25 protein-coding genes are annotated in these 22,352 nt (G+C 41.9%); 16 read left to right on the top strand and 9 right to left on the bottom strand.

Annotated elements, in window-relative coordinates; genetic code table 11:
• A partial coding sequence (locus tag RM368_RS09495; protein WP_322693832.1) for a hypothetical protein occupies window positions 1–201 on the top strand: 201 nt, incomplete at its 5' end.
• A gap of 72 nt (window positions 202–273) precedes the next feature.
• On the opposite strand, the gene RM368_RS09490 is transcribed toward RM368_RS09495, so the two are convergent.
• Genes RM368_RS09490 through ndhC form a run of 3 tightly spaced genes read right to left on the bottom strand, consistent with a single transcriptional unit; the run spans window position 274 to window position 1,887 of the window.
• A complete protein-coding gene (locus tag RM368_RS09490) occupies window positions 274–804 on the bottom strand; it encodes an NAD(P)H-quinone oxidoreductase subunit J (protein WP_322693831.1) in 531 nt (176 codons plus the stop codon).
• Window positions 797–1,534: a photosynthetic/respiratory NAD(P)H-quinone oxidoreductase subunit K gene (ndhK, locus tag RM368_RS09485; protein ID WP_322670283.1), complete on the bottom strand. Its 738-nt coding sequence runs from the start codon at window positions 1,532–1,534 to the stop codon at window positions 797–799. The genes RM368_RS09490 and ndhK overlap by 8 nt, the downstream gene beginning before the upstream one ends.
• A complete protein-coding gene (ndhC, locus tag RM368_RS09480) occupies window positions 1,525–1,887 on the bottom strand; it encodes a photosynthetic/respiratory NAD(P)H-quinone oxidoreductase subunit C (protein WP_012411797.1) in 363 nt (120 codons plus the stop codon). Before ndhC ends, ndhK begins: the two co-directional genes overlap by 10 nt.
• Before the next feature lie 324 nt (window positions 1,888–2,211).
• Between ndhC and RM368_RS09475 the strand changes: the two genes are divergently transcribed.
• The 6 genes from RM368_RS09475 (at window position 2,212) to RM368_RS09450 (ending at window position 4,589) form a co-directional block, all read left to right on the top strand.
• Window positions 2,212–2,547 carry a rubredoxin gene (locus tag RM368_RS09475; protein ID WP_094348032.1) on the top strand — a complete coding sequence of 112 codons (336 nt, stop codon included), beginning with the start codon at window positions 2,212–2,214 and terminating at the stop codon, window positions 2,545–2,547.
• Window positions 2,548–2,688: 141 nt separating this feature from the next.
• Window positions 2,689–3,708, top strand: a complete 1,020-nt coding sequence (locus RM368_RS09470) for a photosynthesis system II assembly factor Ycf48 (protein WP_322693830.1) — start codon at window positions 2,689–2,691, stop codon at window positions 3,706–3,708.
• A 165-nt stretch (window positions 3,709–3,873) separates the two neighbouring features.
• Window positions 3,874–4,122 carry a cytochrome b559 subunit alpha gene (psbE, locus tag RM368_RS09465; protein ID WP_094348030.1) on the top strand — a complete coding sequence of 83 codons (249 nt, stop codon included), beginning with the start codon at window positions 3,874–3,876 and terminating at the stop codon, window positions 4,120–4,122.
• 9 nt (window positions 4,123–4,131) lie between these two features.
• Window positions 4,132–4,269: a cytochrome b559 subunit beta gene (psbF, locus tag RM368_RS09460; RefSeq protein WP_015115279.1), complete on the top strand. Its 138-nt coding sequence runs from the start codon at window positions 4,132–4,134 to the stop codon at window positions 4,267–4,269.
• Window positions 4,270–4,277: 8 nt separating this feature from the next.
• Window positions 4,278–4,400: a photosystem II reaction center protein L gene (locus RM368_RS09455; RefSeq protein ID WP_015127970.1), complete on the top strand. Its 123-nt coding sequence runs from the start codon at window positions 4,278–4,280 to the stop codon at window positions 4,398–4,400.
• A gap of 69 nt (window positions 4,401–4,469) precedes the next feature.
• The gene (locus tag RM368_RS09450; protein WP_012411803.1) at window positions 4,470–4,589 is read left to right on the top strand and encodes a photosystem II reaction center protein J; all 120 of its coding nucleotides are present in this window, start codon (window positions 4,470–4,472) and stop codon (window positions 4,587–4,589) included.
• A 191-nt stretch (window positions 4,590–4,780) separates the two neighbouring features.
• On the opposite strand, the gene psaI is transcribed toward RM368_RS09450, so the two are convergent.
• The gene (psaI, locus tag RM368_RS09445; protein WP_322693829.1) at window positions 4,781–4,930 is read right to left on the bottom strand and encodes a photosystem I reaction center subunit VIII; all 150 of its coding nucleotides are present in this window, start codon (window positions 4,928–4,930) and stop codon (window positions 4,781–4,783) included.
• A gap of 234 nt (window positions 4,931–5,164) precedes the next feature.
• Window positions 5,165–8,497: a hypothetical protein gene (locus tag RM368_RS09440; RefSeq protein ID WP_416212225.1), complete on the bottom strand. Its 3,333-nt coding sequence runs from the start codon at window positions 8,495–8,497 to the stop codon at window positions 5,165–5,167.
• Window positions 8,498–9,100: 603 nt separating this feature from the next.
• On the opposite strand from RM368_RS09440, the gene RM368_RS09430 reads away from it, so the two are divergent.
• Together RM368_RS09430 and RM368_RS09425 are read left to right on the top strand one after the other, a co-directional pair.
• Window positions 9,101–9,298, top strand: coding sequence for a hypothetical protein (locus RM368_RS09430; RefSeq protein WP_094348028.1), 198 nt, complete (start codon window positions 9,101–9,103; stop codon window positions 9,296–9,298).
• 80 nt (window positions 9,299–9,378) lie between these two features.
• Window positions 9,379–9,855: a Tic20 family protein gene (locus tag RM368_RS09425; protein WP_322670288.1), complete on the top strand. Its 477-nt coding sequence runs from the start codon at window positions 9,379–9,381 to the stop codon at window positions 9,853–9,855.
• Window positions 9,856–9,858: 3 nt separating this feature from the next.
• Here the strand turns inward: RM368_RS09425 and RM368_RS09420 are convergent, their stop codons facing one another.
• The gene (locus tag RM368_RS09420; RefSeq protein WP_322688403.1) at window positions 9,859–10,632 is read right to left on the bottom strand and encodes a fumarylacetoacetate hydrolase family protein; all 774 of its coding nucleotides are present in this window, start codon (window positions 10,630–10,632) and stop codon (window positions 9,859–9,861) included.
• 382 nt (window positions 10,633–11,014) lie between these two features.
• Between RM368_RS09420 and rpsF the strand changes: the two genes are divergently transcribed.
• The gene (rpsF, locus tag RM368_RS09415) at window positions 11,015–11,371 is read left to right on the top strand and encodes a 30S ribosomal protein S6 (RefSeq protein WP_322670290.1); all 357 of its coding nucleotides are present in this window, start codon (window positions 11,015–11,017) and stop codon (window positions 11,369–11,371) included.
• A gap of 258 nt (window positions 11,372–11,629) precedes the next feature.
• Window positions 11,630–12,190, top strand: a complete 561-nt coding sequence (locus tag RM368_RS09410; RefSeq protein WP_094348024.1) for an Npun_F5560 family protein — start codon at window positions 11,630–11,632, stop codon at window positions 12,188–12,190.
• Between the two features lie 487 nt (window positions 12,191–12,677).
• Here RM368_RS09410 and RM368_RS09405 read toward each other — a convergent pair whose 3' ends face one another.
• On the bottom strand, window positions 12,678–13,031 hold the full coding sequence (locus RM368_RS09405; protein ID WP_322693828.1) for an STAS domain-containing protein: 354 nt from the start codon (window positions 13,029–13,031) through the stop codon (window positions 12,678–12,680).
• Between the two features lie 454 nt (window positions 13,032–13,485).
• On the opposite strand from RM368_RS09405, the gene RM368_RS09400 reads away from it, so the two are divergent.
• Window positions 13,486–14,115: a DedA family protein gene (locus tag RM368_RS09400; protein ID WP_322693827.1), complete on the top strand. Its 630-nt coding sequence runs from the start codon at window positions 13,486–13,488 to the stop codon at window positions 14,113–14,115.
• 134 nt (window positions 14,116–14,249) lie between these two features.
• Here RM368_RS09400 and RM368_RS09395 read toward each other — a convergent pair whose 3' ends face one another.
• A complete protein-coding gene (locus tag RM368_RS09395) occupies window positions 14,250–15,452 on the bottom strand; it encodes an argininosuccinate synthase (protein WP_322693826.1) in 1,203 nt (400 codons plus the stop codon).
• 445 nt (window positions 15,453–15,897) lie between these two features.
• A complete protein-coding gene (locus RM368_RS09390; protein ID WP_322688400.1) occupies window positions 15,898–16,659 on the bottom strand; it encodes a PEP-CTERM sorting domain-containing protein in 762 nt (253 codons plus the stop codon).
• Window positions 16,660–17,151: 492 nt separating this feature from the next.
• Here RM368_RS09390 and RM368_RS09385 point away from each other — a divergent pair, with 492 nt between their 5' ends.
• The 4 genes from RM368_RS09385 to RM368_RS09370 all read left to right on the top strand — a co-directional run bounded on the left by RM368_RS09385 (window position 17,152) and on the right by RM368_RS09370 (window position 22,324).
• Entirely contained in the window at window positions 17,152–18,438 is a 1,287-nt protein-coding gene (locus RM368_RS09385; protein WP_322693825.1) for an anhydro-N-acetylmuramic acid kinase, read from the top strand.
• 120 nt (window positions 18,439–18,558) lie between these two features.
• Window positions 18,559–19,005 carry a hypothetical protein gene (locus RM368_RS09380; protein WP_322686429.1) on the top strand — a complete coding sequence of 149 codons (447 nt, stop codon included), beginning with the start codon at window positions 18,559–18,561 and terminating at the stop codon, window positions 19,003–19,005.
• Window positions 19,006–19,230: 225 nt separating this feature from the next.
• On the top strand, window positions 19,231–20,232 hold the full coding sequence (locus RM368_RS09375; RefSeq protein ID WP_322693824.1) for a glycosyltransferase family 2 protein: 1,002 nt from the start codon (window positions 19,231–19,233) through the stop codon (window positions 20,230–20,232).
• Between the two features lie 538 nt (window positions 20,233–20,770).
• Window positions 20,771–22,324, top strand: coding sequence for a serine/threonine-protein kinase (locus RM368_RS09370; protein WP_322693823.1), 1,554 nt, complete (start codon window positions 20,771–20,773; stop codon window positions 22,322–22,324).
• Window positions 22,325–22,352: the final 28 nt, after the last annotated feature.

The raw sequence follows: 22,352 nt of genomic DNA, 5'->3' as shown, positions 1-22,352 counted from the left end.
TTAAATTTTCTCCTTTTTATTTTAAAAAAGCTGCTGCGGGGCCTCCCAATTGGGATAAAAAATATTTTTCCTTCTTTTATAAATGTTAGTTGGGGGGTGGCCGCCCCCACCCCCTCTTCTCTGCCTAAAAATAATTATTATTCTTTTACAAATCTTATCGCTTGTTATTTTTGGAATAATTTATTCTTTGGAAGTCCTTGACATGAAACACCAAAAACATAACCCCTCTCCGCGACCGGAAAGGGGTTAATTACTGCTAAAACTCAGCAATCTCTAATAAGCGTCTTGCAACTCGTAGAAATCGGGTGAGACGTAATCTTTCCGCAAAGGCCAACCTACCCAATCTTCCGGCATCAAAAGCCGCTTGAGATTTGGGTGTCCTTCGTAGATAATGCCGAACATATCGTAAGACTCGCGCTCTTGCCAATCTGCGGTCTTCCAAATCCAGTACACAGAAGGCACTACAGGATTTTCCCGTGGTAAGAACACTTTAACTCGAACTTCTTCGGGGCGATCGCTATTATCACCGACTTTAATCAAGTGATACATACTCACTAATTCTTGTCCTGGGCCAAGGTCAATACCACCTTGACACTGGAGATAATTAAACCCATAAGCATAAAGGGCTGTAGCGGTAGGAAGCAAAAAATCTGCCGCTACCTTAATTATCTCTACACCATTTTTGTCTGGTGCTAAAAACTCATGGTCAAAACCATTTTCCGTCAACCATTGGGAAACTTTACCCGCTTGTACCAATGCCTCTTCTTTCGCTGCTGGTACTGGTTTAGATTCTTCTTCAGCCACGGGTTTGTTCCTCCTTTTGCGCCTTTTCTGTCAGCAGTGCAGGTGGTATTGGCATACCTATTGCTTCCGCCAATTCCTTCGGTGGTGCAGAGCGAGTTGCTGACTGCAAATACTTACCAGTTAAGATTTCCTCTACTGGCTTCAGGTTATGAGTCGTGCTGTAATAGCGGTGAGTTTGCTTAATTTTACCCCGCTCTTGCATCGACTCGTTGGAGATTTTCTTCCGCAACTTAATGATTGCATCAATAATTGCTTCGGGACGGGGAGGACAACCAGGTAAGTACACATCTACAGGAATCAGTTTATCGACTCCGCGTACTGCTGTGGGGGAATCAACGCTGAACATCCCGCCAGTAATTGTGCAAGCACCCATCGCAATTACATACTTTGGCTCTGGCATTTGTTCGTAAAGACGCACTAGTTGCGGAGCCATCTTCATCGTGATAGTCCCTGCCGTAATAATTAAATCGGCTTGGCGGGGGCTAGAACGGGGAATTAGCCCAAAACGGTCAAAGTCAAATCGAGAGCCAATTAAGGCTGCAAACTCAATAAAGCAGCAAGCAGTACCAAACAGCAACGGCCACAAACTAGAAAGCCGCGCCCAGTCGTAAAGGTCATCAACCGTCGTCAGAATAACATTTTCTGAAAGGTCTTGAGTGACATTGGTACGCTCAATGGGGTTGATGATTCGTTCTTTACCCTGGGTTGTTAAGTTAGAATTCAAGACCATTCCAAAGCTCCTTTACGCCATGCGTAAACTAAAGCGACTACAAGAATTGCAATAAAGACTAGCGCTTCAATAAAAGCCAATAGCCCCAAACGGTGGAAAGCTACCGCCCAAGGATACAAGAATACAGTCTCCACATCAAAGACGACGAAGACCAGAGCAAACATGTAGTAGCGAATGTTGAACTGAATCCAGGCTCCGCCGATGGGTTCCATGCCAGATTCATAAGTGGTGCGACGTTCTGGGGCGTAACCACTGGGTCGTAGGAGCTTGGAAGCTGAGAGCGCTAAGGCAGGTACTAGGCTACAGATGATGAAGAAACCTAGAAGGTACTCGTAACCGCTGAGGACAAACACAATGAGTATCTACCGCTTATGGAGTATTTTAAGTAGTGAGTTTTGAGTGCTGAGTGCTGAGTGCTGAGTGCTGAGTACTGAGTGCTGAGTAGGGAATCTCACTTCTTTACTCAGAACTTTCGGAACTCGGAACTGTTTTACCCAACGCCCAATCCCTTAACTGCGTAACTTTCTTTTACATTATATCTGTTTGGTTTTTCTGAAATCTGGGAAACAGACGCACTTTAGGTATTTGATTCGCTTTTGCTAGTGATAGAAAAGCCTAACAATTATGTCATAATTTTTAACGTATATTTAAGATTTCTCCTTTGCGAGGCCTTAGCCATGAGCGAACCAGCTGTTGAGACTACGGTGTTAGACCGCTACGAGTGTCGCGCCTGCGGTTATGTTTACGAACCCGAAAAGGGAGACGACAAAGATGATATTGCTTCAGGGACAAGCTTTGCAGAACTGCCCATAAATTGGCGTTGTCCAGTTTGTTCTGCTAAAAAGACTGCTTTTGCCAACATCGGCCCTGCCGGTACTGCATCCGGCTTTAAAGAAAATCTCGGTTATGGTTTGGGTGTTAACAACCTAACGCCAACCCAAAAGAATATCCTAATTTTTGGTGCTTTGGCTCTTGGCTTCTTGTTTTTTATCAGTCTTTACGGCTTACAATGACAGCCTTTAAGCAATTCCAAATAACGCTCTCTACCAGAGGCTTTACACTGCGCTAACAAAATTCAAAATGAAAAAGCCAGGACTTTACAGCATCCTGGCTGCCAACTGCTACCAAAATTTAGAAATAACTAAGAAATACTGATGCATTCAATTGTGAAAGGTTGGCAACGAATATTTGCCTTGTTAATAGTAGTCGTGATGTGCATAGGTTGTAGCCAAGTTCCCTCTGTTAGCTACAACCCTTGGAAAGTCATTTCTGTGCCAACAGACTCAAATTTATTGGATATTGCTTTTACTGATAACCTTGAGCATGGCTACTTAGTCGGTAGCAATGCCACACTATTGGAAACCAATGACGGTGGTAATACCTGGAAACCAATAACACTGCAACTGGATGAGCAAAAGTATCGTTTTGACTCAGTAAGTTTTGTCGGTAAAGAAGGCTGGATTGCCGGAGAGCCTGGACTTTTACTACATACTACCGATGAAGGTGCTTCTTGGTCGCGTATCCCCCTGAGCGAAAAGCTACCAGGTAGTCCGATCGCAGTTAAGGCGCTAGCAAACAATACAGCGGAAATGGCTACTAATGTTGGAGCCATATATAAGACCACAGACGGCGGCAAAAACTGGAAAGCCCAGGTGGAATCAGCAGTGGGTGTGGTGCGTAACTTAGAGCGTTCTGCTGATGGTAAGTATGTTGCTGTTTCCGCTAAGGGTAGTTTTTACTCGACTTGGGAACCAGGCCAAGATGCTTGGGTTCCCCATAACCGCAATAGTTCTCGGCGAGTAGAAAACATGGGCTTTGGTGATAATGGGCAATTGTGGTTGCTCGCTAGAGGAGGTCAAGTTCAGTTTAGTGACCCAACTAAACCTGAAGAATGGCAAGAGGCACAATATCCAGAGTTATCTACCAGTTGGGGTTTACTGGATTTGGCATATCGCACACCCAATGAAATTTGGGTAGGTGGCGGTAGCGGTAATTTGCTACGCAGTGCCGACGGTGGCAAAACCTGGGAAAAAGACCGTGAAGTGGAAGAAGTTGCGGCTAATTTGTACAAGATTGTGTTTTTGGAGCCAGAGCGGGGATTTATAATTGGCGATCGCGGCGCTTTGCTCAAATATCTACCAAACCCTGAAACAACTTCCCCAGAAGCAGCATAATGGGGACTGGGGATTAGGGACTAGGTAAGAGTTTTCTCAATGCCCAGTACCCAGTACCCAATCCCCAATATCTATTTCTGAGAAGAACGTTGCAACTTGTAACTCTTTCTTAACTTTGTAGGATAATAAACTCAATAACACTCTATGTATAAGGTAGGGATCTAAATGTCAGGTACCACTGGAGAACGTCCGTTTTCGGACATCATTACTAGCGTTCGTTACTGGGTAATTCACAGCATCACCATCCCGGCATTATTTATTGCTGGTTGGTTATTTGTCAGCACCGGACTGGCTTATGATGCTTTTGGTACACCCCGTCCCAACGAGTATTTCACACCAGCGCGGCAAGAAGTGCCCATTGTGAAGAACCGTTTTGAAGCTAAAAAACAAGTTGAAGAATTTATTGGAAAGTAGTTTGAGATCATGACTAGCGGAAACAACATCAATCAACCAGTTACCTATCCAATTTTTACCGTTAGATGGCTGGCAGTACATACTTTAGGTGTACCAACTGTATTCTTTTTGGGCGCGATCGCCGCAATGCAATTTATTCAACGTTAGGAGCAATTATGGTAGAAAGATCGCCCAATCCCAATAATCAACCGGTTGAACTAAACCGGACTTCGTTATACCTGGGATTACTACTAATTTTCGTTCTGGGTATTCTGTTTTCCAGTTACTTCTTTAACTAATTAGAAGTACTGTTGTTAATCTTGGTTTATGAACGTGTGTTGATTTGTTGTTAAGGGAGGAGAGAAGCTGTGTCTGGAAGTGGGAGAATTCCCCTGTGGGTCGTCGCTACGATCGCAGGTTTAGGTATAATTACAGTCCTGGGCATTTTCTTTTATGGTGCCTACGCAGGACTCGGTTCTTCGATTTAACATTAGTTAGTTTGAACCGAATACTATAAGTTAGAACTTTCTAGCATTTGTTGAGAAATCAACGTTAAAAAAACCGCCTGTCTCTATGAGATGGGCGGTATTAATTTTGGTCATTTGTCCTTTGTCTTTTGTCTTTTGTCATTTGTTTTTTGCAAATGACTAATGACTAATGACTAATGACTACATCAGTATCAGCTGATATCGCTGATATCGTCGCTTTCAATGTATAAAAACAGAAATGCGAAGACCACACCTGGCAAAATCCAACCAATTATGGGCACGAAGATCGCAGACAAGTACGAAGTACTAGCCAAGACAGTAGGCAAAAAAGATGCTGCCATAGTTAAAGGTTCCTATGAAATCACACTACAATTCAAGATGAGCTTACTGCAAATTCTGCCAAATTTTTGAAATTCTTTCATATTTTTAACACAGGGGAAATTGGGAGATGGGGGACAAGGGGACAAGGGGACAAGAGGGAATTATTAGAACAAGTCTCTTCTTTGTCTTTGCCCTCTTCCTTGTTTACCTTGTCTCTTGTCCATGCCCAATGCCCAATGCCCCTCATACCTGAGTTACATACCCAGGAGTTCATCTAGTTGCAAGCTTGGCAAGTCTGGAGGAATCACGGTTCTTACTATTGTGACTTTGTGACTCTCCTGTTGGGTTGTTAGATCGAGTGCGATCGCTCCTAAGCGAATTTCCAAACAGCCAAAGGGAATGTTTAATTGTGTCATCACTTCCAACTTTTCTGATGCATTAGGAAGTAAATTTGTCAATAAATGAGGCCCATCTAGTAAGCAGCGAGTTTGATAATCTTCAAGCCATAACTTGACAACAACTTGCAGAGGTACTTCCGGCAGTACTACGCGGACTATGACAGACTTGCCAGCAATTAATTCGCCTTCTGGCACATACAAATGTGGAGTTGGCAAAGGCTCAGTGGCTGCTGCAATTAGAGGTAAGGAAGAAGATGAATATAACAGTGATTGCTCCTTTTCTTCAAAGGTGTCACTCTCCTTTGCATCGCCTTCCAGTTCGGTATCTGTATCATCTACAACGATTTCTTGCGCCAACCAAGCTGACGCTATATTTATTTTTATCGGAGGAGGAGGGGGCGGTACTTGTGTTAACAAAGCCGATGAGATTGTTGGTTCTTCTAGTACTTTTTCTATTTCCGTATTTTCTCCAATCCCTAGTTCCATTTCCTGCGCTGTGTCTATATCTTCCCCAAATTTCTCCAGTTCAGGAGCCAATCCTTCGACTTCTGGCCATGTCTCCTGTCCCTTGGGCGTTTCAGCTAAGAGAAGTTGTAAACTGCTCCAATCTTCGTTCAGATTATTCTCCGTGTTGGCATCTAGGTCTAATGGCAAGTTAACATCAACATTCGCATTTTCTGCACTAGGAGGAAGGGGTATCTGCTGTGGTGGAACATAGTTATTGTAATCTTGAGGTTGCAGATCGTTGATAGATTCAGGCAAGGAGTATCCTTGGCTCTGCATCCACTTCCTGAGCAGGGGAGATGAATAAAGATTTCCTGTGGTAATTAATTGTGAATTTTGCTGGGCTTCGACTTCAGCAACAGATTCTTCCTGGAATTGTGAATTTTGCTGGGCTTCGATTTCAGCAACAGATTCTTCCTGAAATTGTGAATTTTGTGGGGCTTCAACCTCAGCAACAGATTCTTCCTGGAATTGTGAATTTTGCGGGGCTTCAACTTCAGCAACAGATTCTTCCTGGAATTGTGCCTCACCTACTCCTAATTCAGGTATATTTTCATCTTCAGCCACAGTTGCGTCTAACTTTGGTAAGTCTTCAGCCGCTTTAACTTCCAATGTATCTGAAAGAACATTATTTTCTACTTTTTCTTCGGCATCATCTGGTAAAGCTTGTAGCCGTTTCAAGTATGGCAAAGTAGTCTCGATTATTGGCATTCGACGTTGCTTGATGACCAACTGCTCCAAATTGATGGTGGCTATAGTAGCATCCTTTTCTACAAGCTCCTTTGGTGTCTGTGGTTCTGCAACAACATCTAAGGGAATGTTGGCATTACTTTGGATAGGGGGCAGTTTCGGTAATTGAGGCAACGAAATACTTGAATTCTTGAGCTTAGATGTCCGCAAGTTAGCTTCTCGCAAAACTTGCAGGTTAATTTGCGGTGGTAAAGGTGTGTTTGGGGATGGATTAACTATCTGAGACTGGTCTATTTTTGGAGTTTTGACCAGATTTAATAGTTTCAAATCGAGTTTAACAGGTGTTTCTGTTTCTGTGAAAGCAGCAGATGAGTCCGATGGTGTTATGAGATCATTTAAAAATATGTTGGATTTTGCTGCGGCTGTGATCGCCAGTAATTCTGTTACATCTGCTGTAATGGTGAAGGACTGGGTGGCTAACGGCATGACTTCACCAGCATCAGCGAATTTCCCATACAAACTGATATCTGCCAAAATTAGCTTAGATTCACAATCAGCAGGAATATCAATTGAGGTATTGATGGTAAAGGGCAACTCCTTATCTGATAAGGGTTGCCGTACTTTGGTCAATATTTTCGAGTTCTTGGGCGATCGCAGTTCAATTTCTACTGCAAGCGCCCGCAAGCTTTTTGAAGATGATGTTTCATCCCAATCTAGATTTGTCTTTTCTTGGAATTCTATGTACCCGTTGATTATAAGAGCTTGTCCCCAACGAGCAATATAATTATCCTGACTTAAAATTAGCAGTAATGGTGGCGGTAGTTGTGTTGCCGAAGAATCTGTAACTTTTTCATCTTGCGGCAGCAGTTCAGAGGTGGGTAAAGCTAAATCTATTAAATTTTGTAAAATCTGCTCTGCCGTCTCTCCTTTGAGCCATACAGGACTTACAGGCCGATCGATAACTATATCTTCATCTTCTTCCGTTTCATCTGAGGCAACAGTGGTAACAAGGTTGCTATCTGTAGTAATTGCCAGTTCTTCAGAAACTGCGATCGCTTGCTCTGGTTCAATTGCAGTTTCTGCTGGGGCATTAGATTCCAAGTTCCCTTCATCTGGTGCAACAGTGAGGTTGCTATCTGTAGTAATTGCCAGTCCTTCAGAAACTGCGATCGCTCGATCTGGCTCAATTGCAGTTTCTGCTGGGGCATTAGATTCCAAGTTCCCTTCATCTGGTGCAACAGTGAGGTTGCTATCTGTAGTAATTGCCAGTCCTTCAGAAACTGCGATCGCTCGATCTGGCTCAATTGCAGTTTCTGCTGGGGCATTAGATTCCAAGTTCTCTTCATCTGGTGCAACATCTGTAGTATTTGCCATTTCTTCAGAAACTGCGATCGCTCGATCTAGCCCAATTTCAGTTTCTGCTGGGGCATTAGATTCCAAGTTTCCTTCATCTGGCCCAACAGTGGTAACAAGGTTGCTATCTGTAGTATTTGCCAATTCTTCAGAAACTGCGATCGCTTTCTCAAACGTAAATAACGTAATTGCAGTTTCTGCTGGGGCATTAGATTCCAAGTTTTCAGAAACAGTATCTACGCCATCGTCGGGTGAACTCGATCCTAAATTTTTCCTCGGCTCTCTCTCTGCTAACAGCGAGAAGACTTGTACTTGCACGCTGTATTGCCAAGATTTACCGAGCAGATCCGACATCAAATCGCCGGAACACCGCAACTCCCAAACTCCCGGTTGGAAGTAGGTAAAAGGAATTACCGCCATTATGCCTTCTGAATTAGTGCGACGCGATCGCTTGAAAATTCGCCGCGTTGGTTGAACTTCCTCGGTTGAAGAGTGAGTTACCCGCACTTCCACGTCTGTATTAAGAAGATTAGAACGAGCCAAAACTCTATACTGCCCTTCCAAAATTTCCAAATTTGGCGATTCTAGGATATGCCACGAGCGAGCGCCTTGTTTCTGTATCAGAAATTGCCAGTGTTCCATTGTAAGTGATGCCCAGACCGACGAGCCGCTGAGTAATATTGTGTATTAACTTGCTTGCAAGTTTACCTCAGTATTTTAGAAATGCCTCACTTAAATGGCTATCAAGTTAACTCAATTTTACTGACTTGACTTCTCACACTTTAACTACTCACCTCAAGGGAATTTCGATAAGTCGCCGTGTTCCTTATGCGTAAAGCTTTTGTTGTTTTCTAAATATTAAGTTTGACAGATCCTAGTGCTAAATTAACAGGGATGCAATGGATATCGTTAGTTATCTTTGCTCAACTTAGTGCAAAAATTTTTGTATTATTTTTTACTAAAATTTCCACTTTGCAATAGACACAACGTACAATAAATTAAAATTCACTTGAGAATTGTTATTGAATCGTAATTACCCACATTTTTGCTACAAAAAGGTAGGATGTGATTCTTAAGTGTCCTCTGCGATCGCCCAAATTAGGCGCAAAGCGAGATTGCAAATCACAACACTTAACCACACAAAACGCATCCAATCTATCTGAAGTGGCTCTTTGAACCGCTACAAAACACGTCTTCCCTTGAGTGAAATGTGGGTTGACAATGAGAATTTACAGGAGGGATTCGATGCTAGTCATTTTAATGGACGAGCAAATCCTTGCCCCTGAGCAAGTTTGCCAGTCTTGTTTACTCGCTGACGGGAGCGGCCAACCTCGTTGGCGTGGGGGTCAACTGCGCTGTGGTCAAGCCATTCGCAAACTTACTCAACAGCAGCCAGACCAATATGAATGTATGATGGGCTTTCGCATCGCCCATATAGAATAGTTGAATTTCTCAGCAAGACCAGCAATTGCGTTATCCTATGCTCAAGTAACTATTAAAATTTAACCACAGGAGAACGCATAATGTCTTGGCGCGGGTCTACAACAGTTTCAGATCGGATTTTTGCTTCCTTGCCTTATTTGCTTCCTCTAATTGAAGTTTTTGTATTTGGTAGATATTTACTATCAGAGTTTCCACCGTTACAACTACTGTTTTTACCGCTTCTGCCATTATTAAGAATTTACTACGGCGTGCGTTATGCAGGAATGATTATTTTCTTTGCTTTATTTTTGCTGGTAGTAAGAAACGAAAAAATTAGTCACTTTATTCGTTTCAACACCATGCAAGCAATCCTTTTGGATATCATTATCTTTTTGTTTAGCATCCTAACTGATGTTGTGGGACTAGTTCCTTCCGGTGGTTTTGCAATCCAAACCCTATCCACAACCATTTTTATCGGCATAGTGGGAGCAGCAGCATATTCAGTCATCCAGTCTGTGAGCGGACGTTATGCAGAAATTCCAGCGATTTCCGATGCAGTGTATATGCAAGTGCGTTAGAAGTTAACGGGACGCTACGGTGTTTTCCAGGCGACCGATACCTTCAATTTCTACGCGGACGCGATCGCCTGGATGCAAAGCACTTACACCCTCCGGCGTACCTGTAAGCACCAAATCACCAGGGAGTAGCGTCATCACCTGACTGATATAGGAAACTAAAACATCGGGGGAAAACACCATCCGATCGATACAGGCAGATTGGACTGGATTAGCATCGTCATTCACAAAAGTCTGCAATCTCGCTCCTGGATTCAATTCCCGCACAATCCAAGGTCCCAAAGGACAGAAAGTATCAAAACCTTTGGCTCGCGTCCACTGACCATCCTGTTTTTGTAAATCCCGCGCTGTTACGTCATTGGCGATGGTGTAGCCCCAAATTTTGGTTTGGGCTACCTCTGGCGTACATTCAAAAGCGTAATCGCCAATCACTAGAGCTAACTCTCCTTCATAGTCAACTCTATGTGACTGGGGAGGATACTTAATTTCTTTTTCAGATGGAATGATCGACGTAGGTGGCTTAAGAAAGATTAATGGCTCAGAAGGTACTGGAGTTCCCATTTCGGCAGCATGATCTGCATAATTCTTACCCACGGCGACAATTTTAGAGGGAGCGCAGGGAGCCAGAATTTGGTAATTTTCTGGTGTCAAAGTTAAATCAGTGGGTTGTCCTTGTAACCAGGGTGGAGCATCTAGCACCTGTACATTCAGGGATAGCTGTAGTAACCCATAGTAAATCTGTCCTTCTGGATTTTGAATTCGCACGTAGCGCTGCGCCATAACCTTGATAAATACCTTTTTTCTGCTTTTTAGTTGCTGTGAGTACCTAGCAATCGTCAGTTAGCTGTTTAGCCAACCGATTGAGCCTTGAGCAAAAAAGCGATCGCTATAAGATGCCCTTTAAAGAAAGATACCCCTTAGCGAAGCTGATAGCTCAATCGATCTTGTGAAAGAAATATCAGGATTGCCTCTCAACCTAGTTTTCATTAGGGACATCCAAAAAATCCAAACTTTGGCGATTTGGCTAATGAAACAAAATTGAAAACTGGTAAGATTATAGTTCCTTGTTGCTTCAGATGTTGATTAATACTGGCATTTTAAACAAAATTTAGGTATAAATTAATATCAGCAGCCACTTTTGTCCATGAGGAAACTGAAAAATATGACTACAAATTACGAAACAATGTACATCCTCCGTCCTGACTTGGGAGAGGAACAGGTAGAGCAAGCAGTTACTAAATATCAGAATTTGCTTCGCGAACAGGGTGCTGAAGAAATCCAAATTCAAAATCGTGGTAAGCGCCGTCTAGCTTACGAAATCAAAAAACACCGGGATGGCATCTACATCCAGTTAAACTACAGCGCGCCTGCAACTGCGATCGCTCCTTTTGAACGCGCTATGCGTCTGAGTGAAGAAGTGATTCGCTATTTGACAATTAAGCAGGACATTGAAGAAGAAAAACCCCCCAAAGAGGAAAAAGAAAAGCCTACTAAAGTAGCTGCACCTGCAACAGTGTAGGGAGGTGAGGGGGATGAGGGAGATGAGGGAGTAGGGGAAGCAGAGGAAGCAGGGGAAGCAGGGGAAGAATTCTTAACTCCTAACTCCTAACTCTTAACTCCCTCTCCTCAATCCCCACTCCCATTCAATAAAATTTTGTCTTTTTCTTTTTTCGTCACTTGTTTGGGAATGCTAAATTAACAAATACTTGCCAAAGGTAGTACTCCCGCAGTTATACCTAAGAGTGGACAAGATTCTGAATGGGAGCTTTAAGCTACTGTGAGCCAATCTGATACACCTAATATTCAAGTTCTCTCGACGGAAGTATCGCAGCTACGCCAGGAGTTGCAACTTCGCGATCAATTAGTGCAACAACTATCTCAAGAACTTTTCCGGCTGGTAAAGGGTAACACTAGTTTTATGCCACAGCAGCCGGAATTTGAGCGCGATCTGACCCAGTTACACGCTTTACAAGAACAACTCCAAGCTGTAGAACAGCAGGTGGCGTTCTACCAAGAGCAAATTACAACTCGTGACTCCGAAATTTATCAATTGCGACAGTCAGTTCAAGAACTTACCGATCGCACTCGGATGTTAGAGCAAGTAGTACAAGAGTTGCCTCAAATTTACCGTCGGAAGTTTGAGGAGCGGATGACGCCAGTGAGAGAAAAGGTAGCAACGCTACAACGGGAAAACCGCCAACTGCAAGCAGAACTGCAAAGTGTGAGTTACCGTTTAGCACTCAAAACTCGCAATGCTAGTCACAGCGGTATTGATTTACCAAATTTTCCCCGCCCAGCATCCGAACAAACTAATATTTCGACTCCCCAGAATGCCTAAAATTATCATGATGGTGGAATATAAGAGGTAAGAAATTGATGCATTAAAACATCTTGGAGGCATCCAAGTAGTAAATCGAGGCAAAAATAACTATAAAGTTAGAAATAACCTAAAAGCTGAGATTCTAACCTTTCTTACCTCCTGCTTCCTTTCACTAGTTACGTCCCATATAAAACAATTATCTTAGAGTAATTGGCACAACCCTGGATTTAAAAGGTTGGGGAGTGTCACAAACAGTTGCATTTGATTTGAGCGATTTTGGCAATTTCTGACTTTACTGCTTTAGGTAGATGACTTCCAATAATGCAATTTATACTACCTAGCTCAAAGATATGAGTTTCCCTCAACATTCTTCTCTAGACAATAAAGAAAATCAGCCTGCTAGCACCAGACTGTTATTTTAAAGAGAATATGAAGAATATGAAAGAATATGAAAAAATGCAAATATTGCTTGACTCCGCCATCCTTCTGTAGGTAGATTTATTAGTTAGTCTGCTAGCATCAGACTGTCATCTTTAACGTTGGTAAAAATATCTTGGTAGGTGGTAAAAATTTCAAACACTGTATCGAGTTGGGTAAGTTCCAAAATCAACCGTACAGGAGCTTGTACGTTGCATAAAACTAAGCGGCAACCACTCTGACGTGCAGCTTTTAAGCCTTTTACTAAAGGAACTAACCCAGAGCTGTCCATAAAGTTAACTTCTGCTAGGTCGATAACCCAGAGTTGATAAGCTTGAGGAACTACTCCAGCCATCTGTTCGCTCAAAGCCTTACCGCCTTGCAAATCTATGCTTCCTTGGGGTTTAAACAAAATCACTTGAAGTTCTTGTGTAAAAGCCATGAATTTAACAGGATAATTGGAACACTTGACAAAAAATTGAAAAAGACATCAATACTTCTTCTCTTTCAACAGTAAAATGACCTTTTACCCAGATATTTGGGCAATTTTAGTCCTACAGTTGAGATAGATTATTTCAGTATTCATGTCGTATAATTTGTGATAACTTTCATCAATATAGGCATAAGCGCCTAACAATTTCGGTATCAACCGTATCTTTTACAAGATTTTCACAATTTAAACGGATATTTATAAATTTTCTATAAAATTTTTAATCTTTTTTTAATAGATTATGAACATGTGGTAGTGATTCCAAAAATTGGATAGTTAATAGTCATAAGTCAATAGTTACCATAGAGTAGAAGTTATGTATTAGTTTGATTGACACCCCACCCAAAAACAAGCAAAAATGTAAAAATATAGTAAAAGTAAAAATTTATAAAGACGGCGGTGTGGAATGTCTTTAGAGCTGATTTCACTAGAAAATATCCAGGAAGTTGCTCATAATTACGGGTATTGGGCAATTTTTTTCGGAATTTTGCTAGAAAATTTAGGCATTCCCCTTCCTGGTGAAACCGTGACCTTAGTAGGCGGGTTTTTAGCTGGCAGCGATGAACTAAATTTCTGGCTGGTTCTCGGTGACGCAATTATGGGTGCTGTCATTGGTGGTACTTGTGGCTATTGGATTGGTAGAGTTAGCGGTTGGGCTTTTCTGGTAAAAGTTGGCAGCATATTTCGGATTTCTGAAGTGCGGCTGCTGAGTATTAAAGATCAATTTAGTCAAAACGCTGCTAAAGGAGTGTTTTTTGGGCGTTTTTTGGCATTGTTACGAGTTTTTGCTGCACCGCTAGCTGGTATAGCTGAAATGCCCTTTAGAAAATTCTTTTTATATAACTTTTTAGGAGCAGTTGCTTGGGCTAGTTTGATGGTGACATTATCTTTTTTTGCTGGCAAAATAGTCTCTTTAGAACAATTGGTTGCTTGGGTGGGTCAATTTGCGATCGCAGCCTTACTAATCCTCGCTGCCTTAATTATTGTGCCCCTATGGCTGGAATCTCGCCAGGTTAAAGGTGCAGCAGAAGAGTAAGTCAAGCATAAACTTAAGTCAGGAGTGAGGAGTCAACAGTAAACTAAAAAGTGAATTTTTTAACTTTTACTTTTGTATTTTGCTTTTTTAACTCCTAACTCCTGTACAGACAAGGGTTAATCGCGTCTCTACTTCTAACCCCTAATCTGCTTTGACCAAATGCGAGTCGGTAGTCCCCAAACGTAGATAAAGCCTTCAGCGGCTTTGTGGTCAAATTTGTCTTCGGCTCCGTAGGTTGCCAAATCGGGAGTATAGAGAGAATTATCGCTCGAACGCCCAACTATCGTAGAGTTGCCCTTGAACAACTTCACTCGCACAGTTCCAGAGACTTGCTTTTGTGTCTTTTGAATAAAGGCATCAAGTGCAACTTTGAGTGGACTGTACCACAAACCGTTGTAAACAATTTGGCTGTAAGTTTCTTCAATCCCACGCTTGTAATGGGTAACGTCTGCCGTTAAGGTCAAGCTTTCTAAATCCCTATGTGCCTGAATTAGCACCAACATTGCGGGTGATTCGTAGATTTCCCGCGATTTGATCCCCACCAGACGGTTTTCAATCATATCGATCCGTCCAATGCCATGATTTCCCACCGCCTGATTGAGTTCTTCAATTAGCTCAACTGGCTTTTTGGCTATACCGTTGAGGGTTGTAGGAATACCACCCTGGAAACCAATTTCGATGTACTGTGGCTCGTTAGGAGTCTGAGCGATCGCTTTGGTCATTTCATAAATTTCTTCTGGTGGCTCAAATGAAGGATCTTCGAGTAAACCAGCTTCAATACTACGACCAAGCAAATTCTTGTCAATACTATAGGGAGAAGATTTTTTAACTGGTGAGGGAATACCAAACTTTTCCCCATAAGCGATCGTTTCCTCACGACTCATTCCCCATTCTCTGGCTGGTGCGAGGATCTTCAGGTTGGGGTTTAAGGCGGTGACAGAGACATCAAAGCGAACCTGATCGTTACCTTTGCCAGTGCAACCGTGAGCGATCGCATCAGCACCATATTTTTCGGCTGTTTCTACTAATATTTTGGCAATCAGTGGACGAGCAAGAGCGGTTCCTAGAGGATAACGATTTTCATAAAGGGCGTTGGCTTGAATCGCTCCAAAGGCGTAATCTTTAACGAAGCTGTCTTTGACATCCGCCACTAGGGATTCACTTGCACCCGATTTCAGAGCTTTTTCTCTGATTGGCTCTAATTCATCTCCCTGACCTAAATCTGCTGCTAGAGTAATCACCTCTTCCACACCCCACTCCTGCTTGAGGTAGGGGATGCAAACTGAGGTATCCACTCCGCCAGAATATGCCAGGACAACCTTTTTGGCGCGACCCATTAATTTCTCCAGTTAGGACAACAAAGAATGAGTCATTATTATATCTAAACTAATCCACGTATATTTTATTCATGCAATAACCTATAGGAGTCAAAATTACGGTTCACTCTCAATACGGTTTGGTTAAGCTCTAAGCAGTATTGAGTAGACCTCTTGCACAAATGAAATGTAAAATTTGCCCACCTTACGGGATCTTGCTACATCCCTCAACCCCTTCTCCCAATTTTGCATGAATAAAAAGTCTAGTTAAAGAAAATTTTCTCACTTTGCTGCGCGTAGCATTGACCGTAGAAGAAGCCCCGATTAGAAATCACAAATGGATTAGGGTGAGTTCACCTAAGTAAACTCACCCTAATTTGTATTTAATATTAACTCAGTTTTGAAATCCTTCTACAGGTTAAGGTTAGAGTATAGAGAAAATCTTACTGAGCTTAGATTGATATATTTAATGAGATTGTCTTACAGTTTGTAACTTTTCGTTCTTGCGCTTGCGTAGAAACATACCACCTACAGCCAGCATACCTAATGTAATACTAGGCTCAGGAACAGACTTAGGGTCAAAACCTGTAAATTTGTCAGTTCCTAGATGGAAAGAATGGTTGTCGCTTTCAAATCCACCACCACCTGTTTGGGTAATGACAATCTTGTTGAAAATATCGTTGCTACTATCTGAGTAGAAGTGAAGGTAGCCATTTCCTTCACCGCCATGCTGTGATGCACGAATTGGAGCAACTGGGTTCACATCCTCAGTTGTAAATGATTTGATTAAATTATCGCCATTGTAGAAGGAAAAAACGTTACCAGAACTAATAGCTCCCCAGTCAATACCGAAATAATTGAGGGAACTTGCAAGGTTAATTGTGACTTTATCGCCGTTGAAAACTGCCAAATACTTCCCATTATTGACTTCACCATTTGCCCCAGCAGGCGCCCATACATCTGACCTCACACTGCTGGTTCCACTGTTATTCTCAAATGAGTATTTAGCAAAACCAGTGGTTGGTGCTTGACCATTATTGAAGTTAACAGTTGTCGTACCGGGAAGTTGAGTAAACTCAGAAAAAGCACCTTGGTCAGTTTCTCCATTAGGACCTGCAATGCCAGTGGTTATTTGAAAGGAAATAGCCTGGGCAGAACCTGCATAGATAAATGAGGAGATTGCAGATAAGGACAGAGCAGCGATACAAGCAATTTTTGTAAGAGACATAATCTTGAAATTCTGTATTTTTAATTGTTGAAAAGTTCGTTTGCGACTTGGATTCATTATGTAGTGTCTTCTAGAAGAAACAATAGGATGAAACTACTGGATTTCTATTTCTTGAAAAATTCCTATATTTAGCCAATAATTTGCCCTATTCTTGAACAGAAATCAGTAGTTTCACTTGCAGAAAAAGTGGATAGTATATCTGTTATTTATCTGAAAGTAAAAAAAATGTAAAGTTAGCCTGTATATATTAAGAATTTGTATCTTCGGATGTTGTCCTGATTAAGGAGCAATTAAGATAACAAACAAAATTGTTTTAAATTATTTGTTTGCTGGTCAATATAAATAGATTAGTGTATTGCTATTGGTTTTGAGATTCTTCCGTCGCTCTATTTACTTTTTCTTCTGTAATCAACTATGCAAACTGAGTGTTTTGACATAGCTATTAACATGAATTAAACTAAACTCTTGCAATCAACAAAAGAATTTCGACCGATGCATTCAACTGAAAAAGCTGTTGTCCCAACTCGCGTTATTGGTTTAATTAGTGGCACATCCGTAGATGGCATAGACGCTGCGTTGGTAGAGATTTCCGGTACAGAATTGGATCTCAAAGTTGAGTTGCTAGCCGGGGCAACATATCCTTATCCAGCCCAACTCAGAGAAAGAATATTAGCAGTTGGTGCAGGCGTTGCCATCTCAATGGCAGAATTAGCGGAAATAGATGATGCGATCGCCCAAGTCTTTGCCCAAGCCGCCCAAAATATTCAAATTGGTCATCAGCGTGCCACTCTCATTGGTTCCCACGGTCAAACGGTTTATCATCGACCACCCAAAGAAGGAGCAGGGGGAGCAGCACTTCGACTACGCTCAGTGACCGGGGAGCAGGGGAGCAGGGGAAGAGAAATGATCGCTACCCACAGGCTAAACCCTAGCTATCCGTTAACAGCACTAGGCAGTCCCTTAGGTTATAGTCTTCAACTAGGGCGAGGTGCATTAATTGCACATCTTACGAACATTACGACTGTGAGCAACTTCCGCGTTGCTGATATTGCTATTGGTGGTCATGGTGCGCCTCTCGTGCCCAGAGTCGATGCTTATTTACTCAGTCATCCCCAGGAGGGGCGTTGTATTCAAAACATTGGTGGTATTGGCAATGTTGCTTATATTCCACCTCGGTATGGAGACTGGCTCTCAAAAATTCGTGGTTGGGATACTGGCCCTGGAAATAGTCTGTTGGATCTAGCAGTGGAGCATTTAAGCGGTGGTGCTAAAACTTATGATGAAGATGGCAATTGGGCAGCAAGTGGTACTCCTTGCTATCAATTAGTAGAACAATGGCTTAACCAAGACTACTTTCATCTACCGCCACCCAAATCCACTGGACGCGAATTATTTGGTGTGACTTACTTGCATCAGTGTTTAAAAAATGCCCAAGCATACCAACTCAATCCTGCTGACATACTGGCAACTCTCACAGAACTTACAGCTGCTTCAATTTTTCATAGTTACCACACTTTTTTGCCAGAAATGCCACAACGAGTACTATTATGTGGTGGTGGTAGTCGCAATCTTTATTTGAAACAAAGGTTACAGTTGTTGTTAGGATCGATACCAGTCTCGGCAACAGATGAAGTCGGCTTGAGTGCAGATTTTAAAGAAGCGATCGCTTTCGCAGTTTTAGCCTACTGGCGACATTTGGGTATTCCTGGCAACTTACCTACAGCCACAGGTGCGCCTCAAGAAGTACTTTTGGGAGAAATTCACCAAGGTCAGTCTTGAGTCAAGAACAATAAACAAGATAAAAAATTTCTTCATTCTTTTCTCGCAACTCATCACTGACAACTTAGCACTGCTATAACTGTAGTTTTGGCGGCACTCGAGCAAGACAGGGAATAAAAGGTGGCTCATACTTTTTTATTGGAACCAGGACGCTGGGCAATGCAAGGAAATTGGCTGGAACGTAATGGTACGCCAATCAGCGTCAAGGGTATGACCTTGGTCGCTTGGAATCGAGATAATTGGTTTACTATGGCCACAAAACTGATTTTCCCAGGTAGCGATCGCTCTGAAATCTCTTTGCAATATAAGGGGCGGTTGCATGATGGAGAGCGTCAGTATACTTTTTTACTACAACATAATATTTTGGGGCAGGTTGAAGGTGAAGGCTGGATTGGTCTGGATACTATCGTACAGCGTTACTGGGTACTAGGCGATCGTCAGCGTCGTAGTGGTTTTGAAACCCTACACCGGATTTCGCAAGATACATATTACCTCAGTAGTGGTATCTTGGCTGGTCATTTTTTAACTAGCACAATGGAAGCTAGCCTAGAGCGTCAGTCAGCTTAAAAGCAGCCCTACCTCACTGCTTTGCTGTTCTTCTAAGCCAAAAACTGCCGTTCAAAGAACTCTGGCAAAGCACTGGTTTACCAACGCCTAATATCTTCTACCCGACTTTAACCACTCATCGTATATTCTTACCGACCTACTGAGTTGTATAGTAAAAAAGAAACGATCAAATTATGGTCAGGATTTTAGTATTTTACCTAACCATGTAGTCAGGAGTTCAGTTTCGTGAATCCTAAAGTCTCCGTTATTATCCCTGCTTACAATACTGAAACTTATATTGGAAAGGCAATAGAGTCAGCCTTAAAGCAAACACTTACTGACATTGAAGTTATCATGGTCGATGATGGCTCAAGTGATAAAACTGTAGAAGTCGCTAAAAGTTTCACCGATCGACGTCTCAAAGTGATAGTTAATCAGCAAAATGTTGGAGCGGCGGCGGCACGTAATCGCGCCTTCAGAGCAGCTCAAGGAGAATGGATTGCTGTACTTGATTCAGATGATTGGTATGCTCCCAAAAGATTAGAAAATCTTGTGTCTCTGGCAAATCAAACAAATGCAGACATGATTGCTGATGATGTTTATTTGATCGAAGACGGTACAACAACTCCTTGGAGTACATTGATTCAAGAAAGTGGAGAACGTATAGATAAAATCTTCCAAATTGATATCGTTTATTTTGTAGAAACTGATGTCTATGGGCAACCAGGGTTGCATCTTGGCTTAAGCAAGCCTCTCTTCAAACGAGAATTCTTGATTAAGAACGGCATCGAGTACGATGAAGAAATTAGAATGGGTCAAGATTTTTGGATTGACATGAAATGCTTAATCAAAGGAGCTAGGTTTTTTATTGAGCCAAAACCTTATTATTTTTACCGTTCACGCCGTGGTTCTCTTGTATATCAAAGCCCATTACCACGTCTAAATCAATACTGCAAAACTACTACTTCTTTCATGCAACAAGATATTGTGAAAAAGAATTCTACTCTAATGCGTGCTCTATCTTATAATCTCTCAGTCTATAAGAAAAATCTAGCTTATCTTCAAGTTTTAGAACCTATAAAACAAAGAAAATGGTTAACAGCATTCACAGAAATCAGGAAATATCCGGGCTTCTTTTATGATTTTATGTCCCGATTTAATGGTATTGTCGAACGTCGAATTCAATACTATGTAATGAATAATAAATCAAGTTTTGATCTATATCCTAATAAACAGAAAAAACGATAAAGTCAGATTTCAAATATTACAATTTACCAATAAGTAATGCTCATTACATAGTAATAATTAGCTTTAAGGTTAAAAAAATTGTTAGGTAATCAGAAAATGTTTTAAAAGTATTGGATGAATATAATTCGTTATTACATAAACTATGTCTACCTTCGTGAACTAATGCGAATTTAAGAGTTTGTTAATCTGTGAAAAATATGTTGCAAGGGCTTGTATATCAAGTTATAAAATTAAACATGGTTTGTTGTCAAATTATTTAATTAGGCAGTTAAAACGTCCAGATATTGCTATGTCAATGGCTTAGTTTTTAGGCAGTCGGCGCGCTCTGCACGCCATTGCTTATGCCAGTTGCGTAAGTCCTGGTGTAGCCAAACTAATGCAGTCTTCTCCCAAGACAAAGCAACCTCTCGTAGAGAAGAGGAAATGCCAAGAGTGATAGCGCATTAGTCAAAATTGGGCAAACTAAAACTACACCACAATTTTTGAATCCACTTGTCCTCCCAAATATTTACAAACTGCTTTTGGAGTCGAATTTTCTATGTCAGACCCCAACATTGGTCGCTTACTCAGCAAACGCTACCAACTCCAAGAGTTAATCGGTACTGGAGCAATGGGTCGGGTTTATCGTGCTAAAGATACATTGTTGGGAGGTGTACCTGTTGCAGTTAAGTTTCTGGCTCTATCAATCCAAAATGAAAAGATGCGATTGCAAGACCGTTTTGAGCGAGAAGCAAAAACCTGTGCTTTACTAGGGCAAAAAAGTATCCATATTGTCCGAGTTATGGACTACGGCGTAGATGACAATAACACCCCGTTCTACGTTATGGAATACTTACAAGGACAAAGCCTGAACAATATTATTCGCAAGCAACGATTACCTTTAGCAAGATTCCTCAGTATGGCGCGTCAACTCAGCCTGGGGTTACAGTGCGCCCATGATGGCATCCCGGTTGATGGCGCTATTTGCCCAATTATCCATCGCGATGTCAAGCCAAGCAATATGCTGGTGATTCAAGATCCCAGTTTTGGAGAATTGGTCAAGGTTCTAGATTTTGGTATTGCTAAGTTATTACAGTCAGATGGCGACCATACAAAATTTTATTTAGGGACATTGGCTTATTCTTCTCCCGAACAGATGGAGGGTAAAGAATTAGATAACCGTGCTGATATTTATAGTTTGGGTGTCATGATGTTTGAGATGCTCACAGGCAAAATGCCACTGGTGGCACCAACTCACTCTTTTGGTGCGTGGTATAAAACACATCACTATCAAAAACCACGTTCTTTTGCTGAGGCTGTGCCTGGATTAGAACTACCAAAAGAAATTGAAAATTTGGTGATGAGTTGTCTAGCTAAAGTAGCACGCGATCGCCCCCAAAGTATTACTGAAATCCTCAGAGTTTTAGCATCTTTAGAAAAGCCTGAGCATACACGCAAAATTCAGCAAGCCAGCCATTCCCTCGTTCCTACTACTACAGCTAGCACTGAGCTTGAACAAAAGACCAAAGCCGATTTGCGGGTATCCTGGTCAAACGATGAAATAGCTCGTGCCATTTCCTGGCCCAAAAATAAACCAATTGCCGATATTGTGTTTCCCCAGTCCATTCATACCAATGGGGAGGTTTTACCAGCTTTGTGGGTGATGCTATCGCAAGAAGAAATTCAAAAACGCTTACTCTGTACCCGCTATAACCAATTTCTGTTCATCTCTATCCCCCATCCCATGCTGCTATGGATTACTGTCATCTACAATCGCAAGCATGGCGCTAAATGGTTGCCTTATTATCTCGATCTCAAAACCAGCCTTGGTCAAGAAATTGCTCGGTTACTACAGCACACAGGTTACTACCGCCTCTTATTCTTTGCACGAGAAGCACCAAATCCCTGTACCCACATCTTACTTTCCAGCGTCGCTTCTGCCCAGCGGCAACGACTGGAAGAGTGGGTCGCAATCAGCAATACGTTGATGTCCTCTGCCGACCCGCAAATTAGTAAAAGTTTACTCAAAAATGAGTACGAAAAGATTAAACCCCAGATTATAACAAAACTGGAAAGTATAGATACAGATTCTCCATACGATCTTTCCAGCTAGGCATAATTTCTTAGTGTTACGTGTTTCA

This window comes from Nostoc sp. DedSLP03, from assembly GCF_034530815.1.
GTDB lineage: Bacteria > Cyanobacteriota > Cyanobacteriia > Cyanobacteriales > Nostocaceae > Nostoc.
This window is presented reverse-complemented; position numbering and strand designations above follow the sequence as displayed.

Coding starts and splice junctions, on each gene's coding strand:
- ndhK (WP_322670283.1), bottom strand. CDS start 1,534: ATGGTCTTGAATTCTAACTTAACAACCCAGGGTAAAGAACGAATCATC.
- RM368_RS09475 (WP_094348032.1), top strand. CDS start 2,212: ATGAGCGAACCAGCTGTTGAGACTACGGTGTTAGACCGCTACGAGTGT.
- RM368_RS09470 (WP_322693830.1), top strand. CDS start 2,689: ATGCATTCAATTGTGAAAGGTTGGCAACGAATATTTGCCTTGTTAATA.
- psbE (WP_094348030.1), top strand. CDS start 3,874: ATGTCAGGTACCACTGGAGAACGTCCGTTTTCGGACATCATTACTAGC.
- psbF (WP_015115279.1), top strand. CDS start 4,132: ATGACTAGCGGAAACAACATCAATCAACCAGTTACCTATCCAATTTTT.
- RM368_RS09455 (WP_015127970.1), top strand. CDS start 4,278: ATGGTAGAAAGATCGCCCAATCCCAATAATCAACCGGTTGAACTAAAC.
- psaI (WP_322693829.1), bottom strand. CDS start 4,930: ATGGCAGCATCTTTTTTGCCTACTGTCTTGGCTAGTACTTCGTACTTG.
- RM368_RS09440 (WP_416212225.1), bottom strand. CDS start 8,497: ATGGAACACTGGCAATTTCTGATACAGAAACAAGGCGCTCGCTCGTGG.
- RM368_RS09430 (WP_094348028.1), top strand. CDS start 9,101: ATGCTAGTCATTTTAATGGACGAGCAAATCCTTGCCCCTGAGCAAGTT.
- RM368_RS09425 (WP_322670288.1), top strand. CDS start 9,379: ATGTCTTGGCGCGGGTCTACAACAGTTTCAGATCGGATTTTTGCTTCC.
- RM368_RS09420 (WP_322688403.1), bottom strand. CDS start 10,632: ATGGCGCAGCGCTACGTGCGAATTCAAAATCCAGAAGGACAGATTTAC.
- rpsF (WP_322670290.1), top strand. CDS start 11,015: ATGACTACAAATTACGAAACAATGTACATCCTCCGTCCTGACTTGGGA.
- RM368_RS09405 (WP_322693828.1), bottom strand. CDS start 13,031: ATGGCTTTTACACAAGAACTTCAAGTGATTTTGTTTAAACCCCAAGGA.
- RM368_RS09400 (WP_322693827.1), top strand. CDS start 13,486: ATGTCTTTAGAGCTGATTTCACTAGAAAATATCCAGGAAGTTGCTCAT.
- RM368_RS09395 (WP_322693826.1), bottom strand. CDS start 15,452: ATGGGTCGCGCCAAAAAGGTTGTCCTGGCATATTCTGGCGGAGTGGAT.
- RM368_RS09390 (WP_322688400.1), bottom strand. CDS start 16,659: ATGTCTCTTACAAAAATTGCTTGTATCGCTGCTCTGTCCTTATCTGCA.
- RM368_RS09385 (WP_322693825.1), top strand. CDS start 17,152: ATGCATTCAACTGAAAAAGCTGTTGTCCCAACTCGCGTTATTGGTTTA.
- RM368_RS09370 (WP_322693823.1), top strand. CDS start 20,771: ATGTCAGACCCCAACATTGGTCGCTTACTCAGCAAACGCTACCAACTC.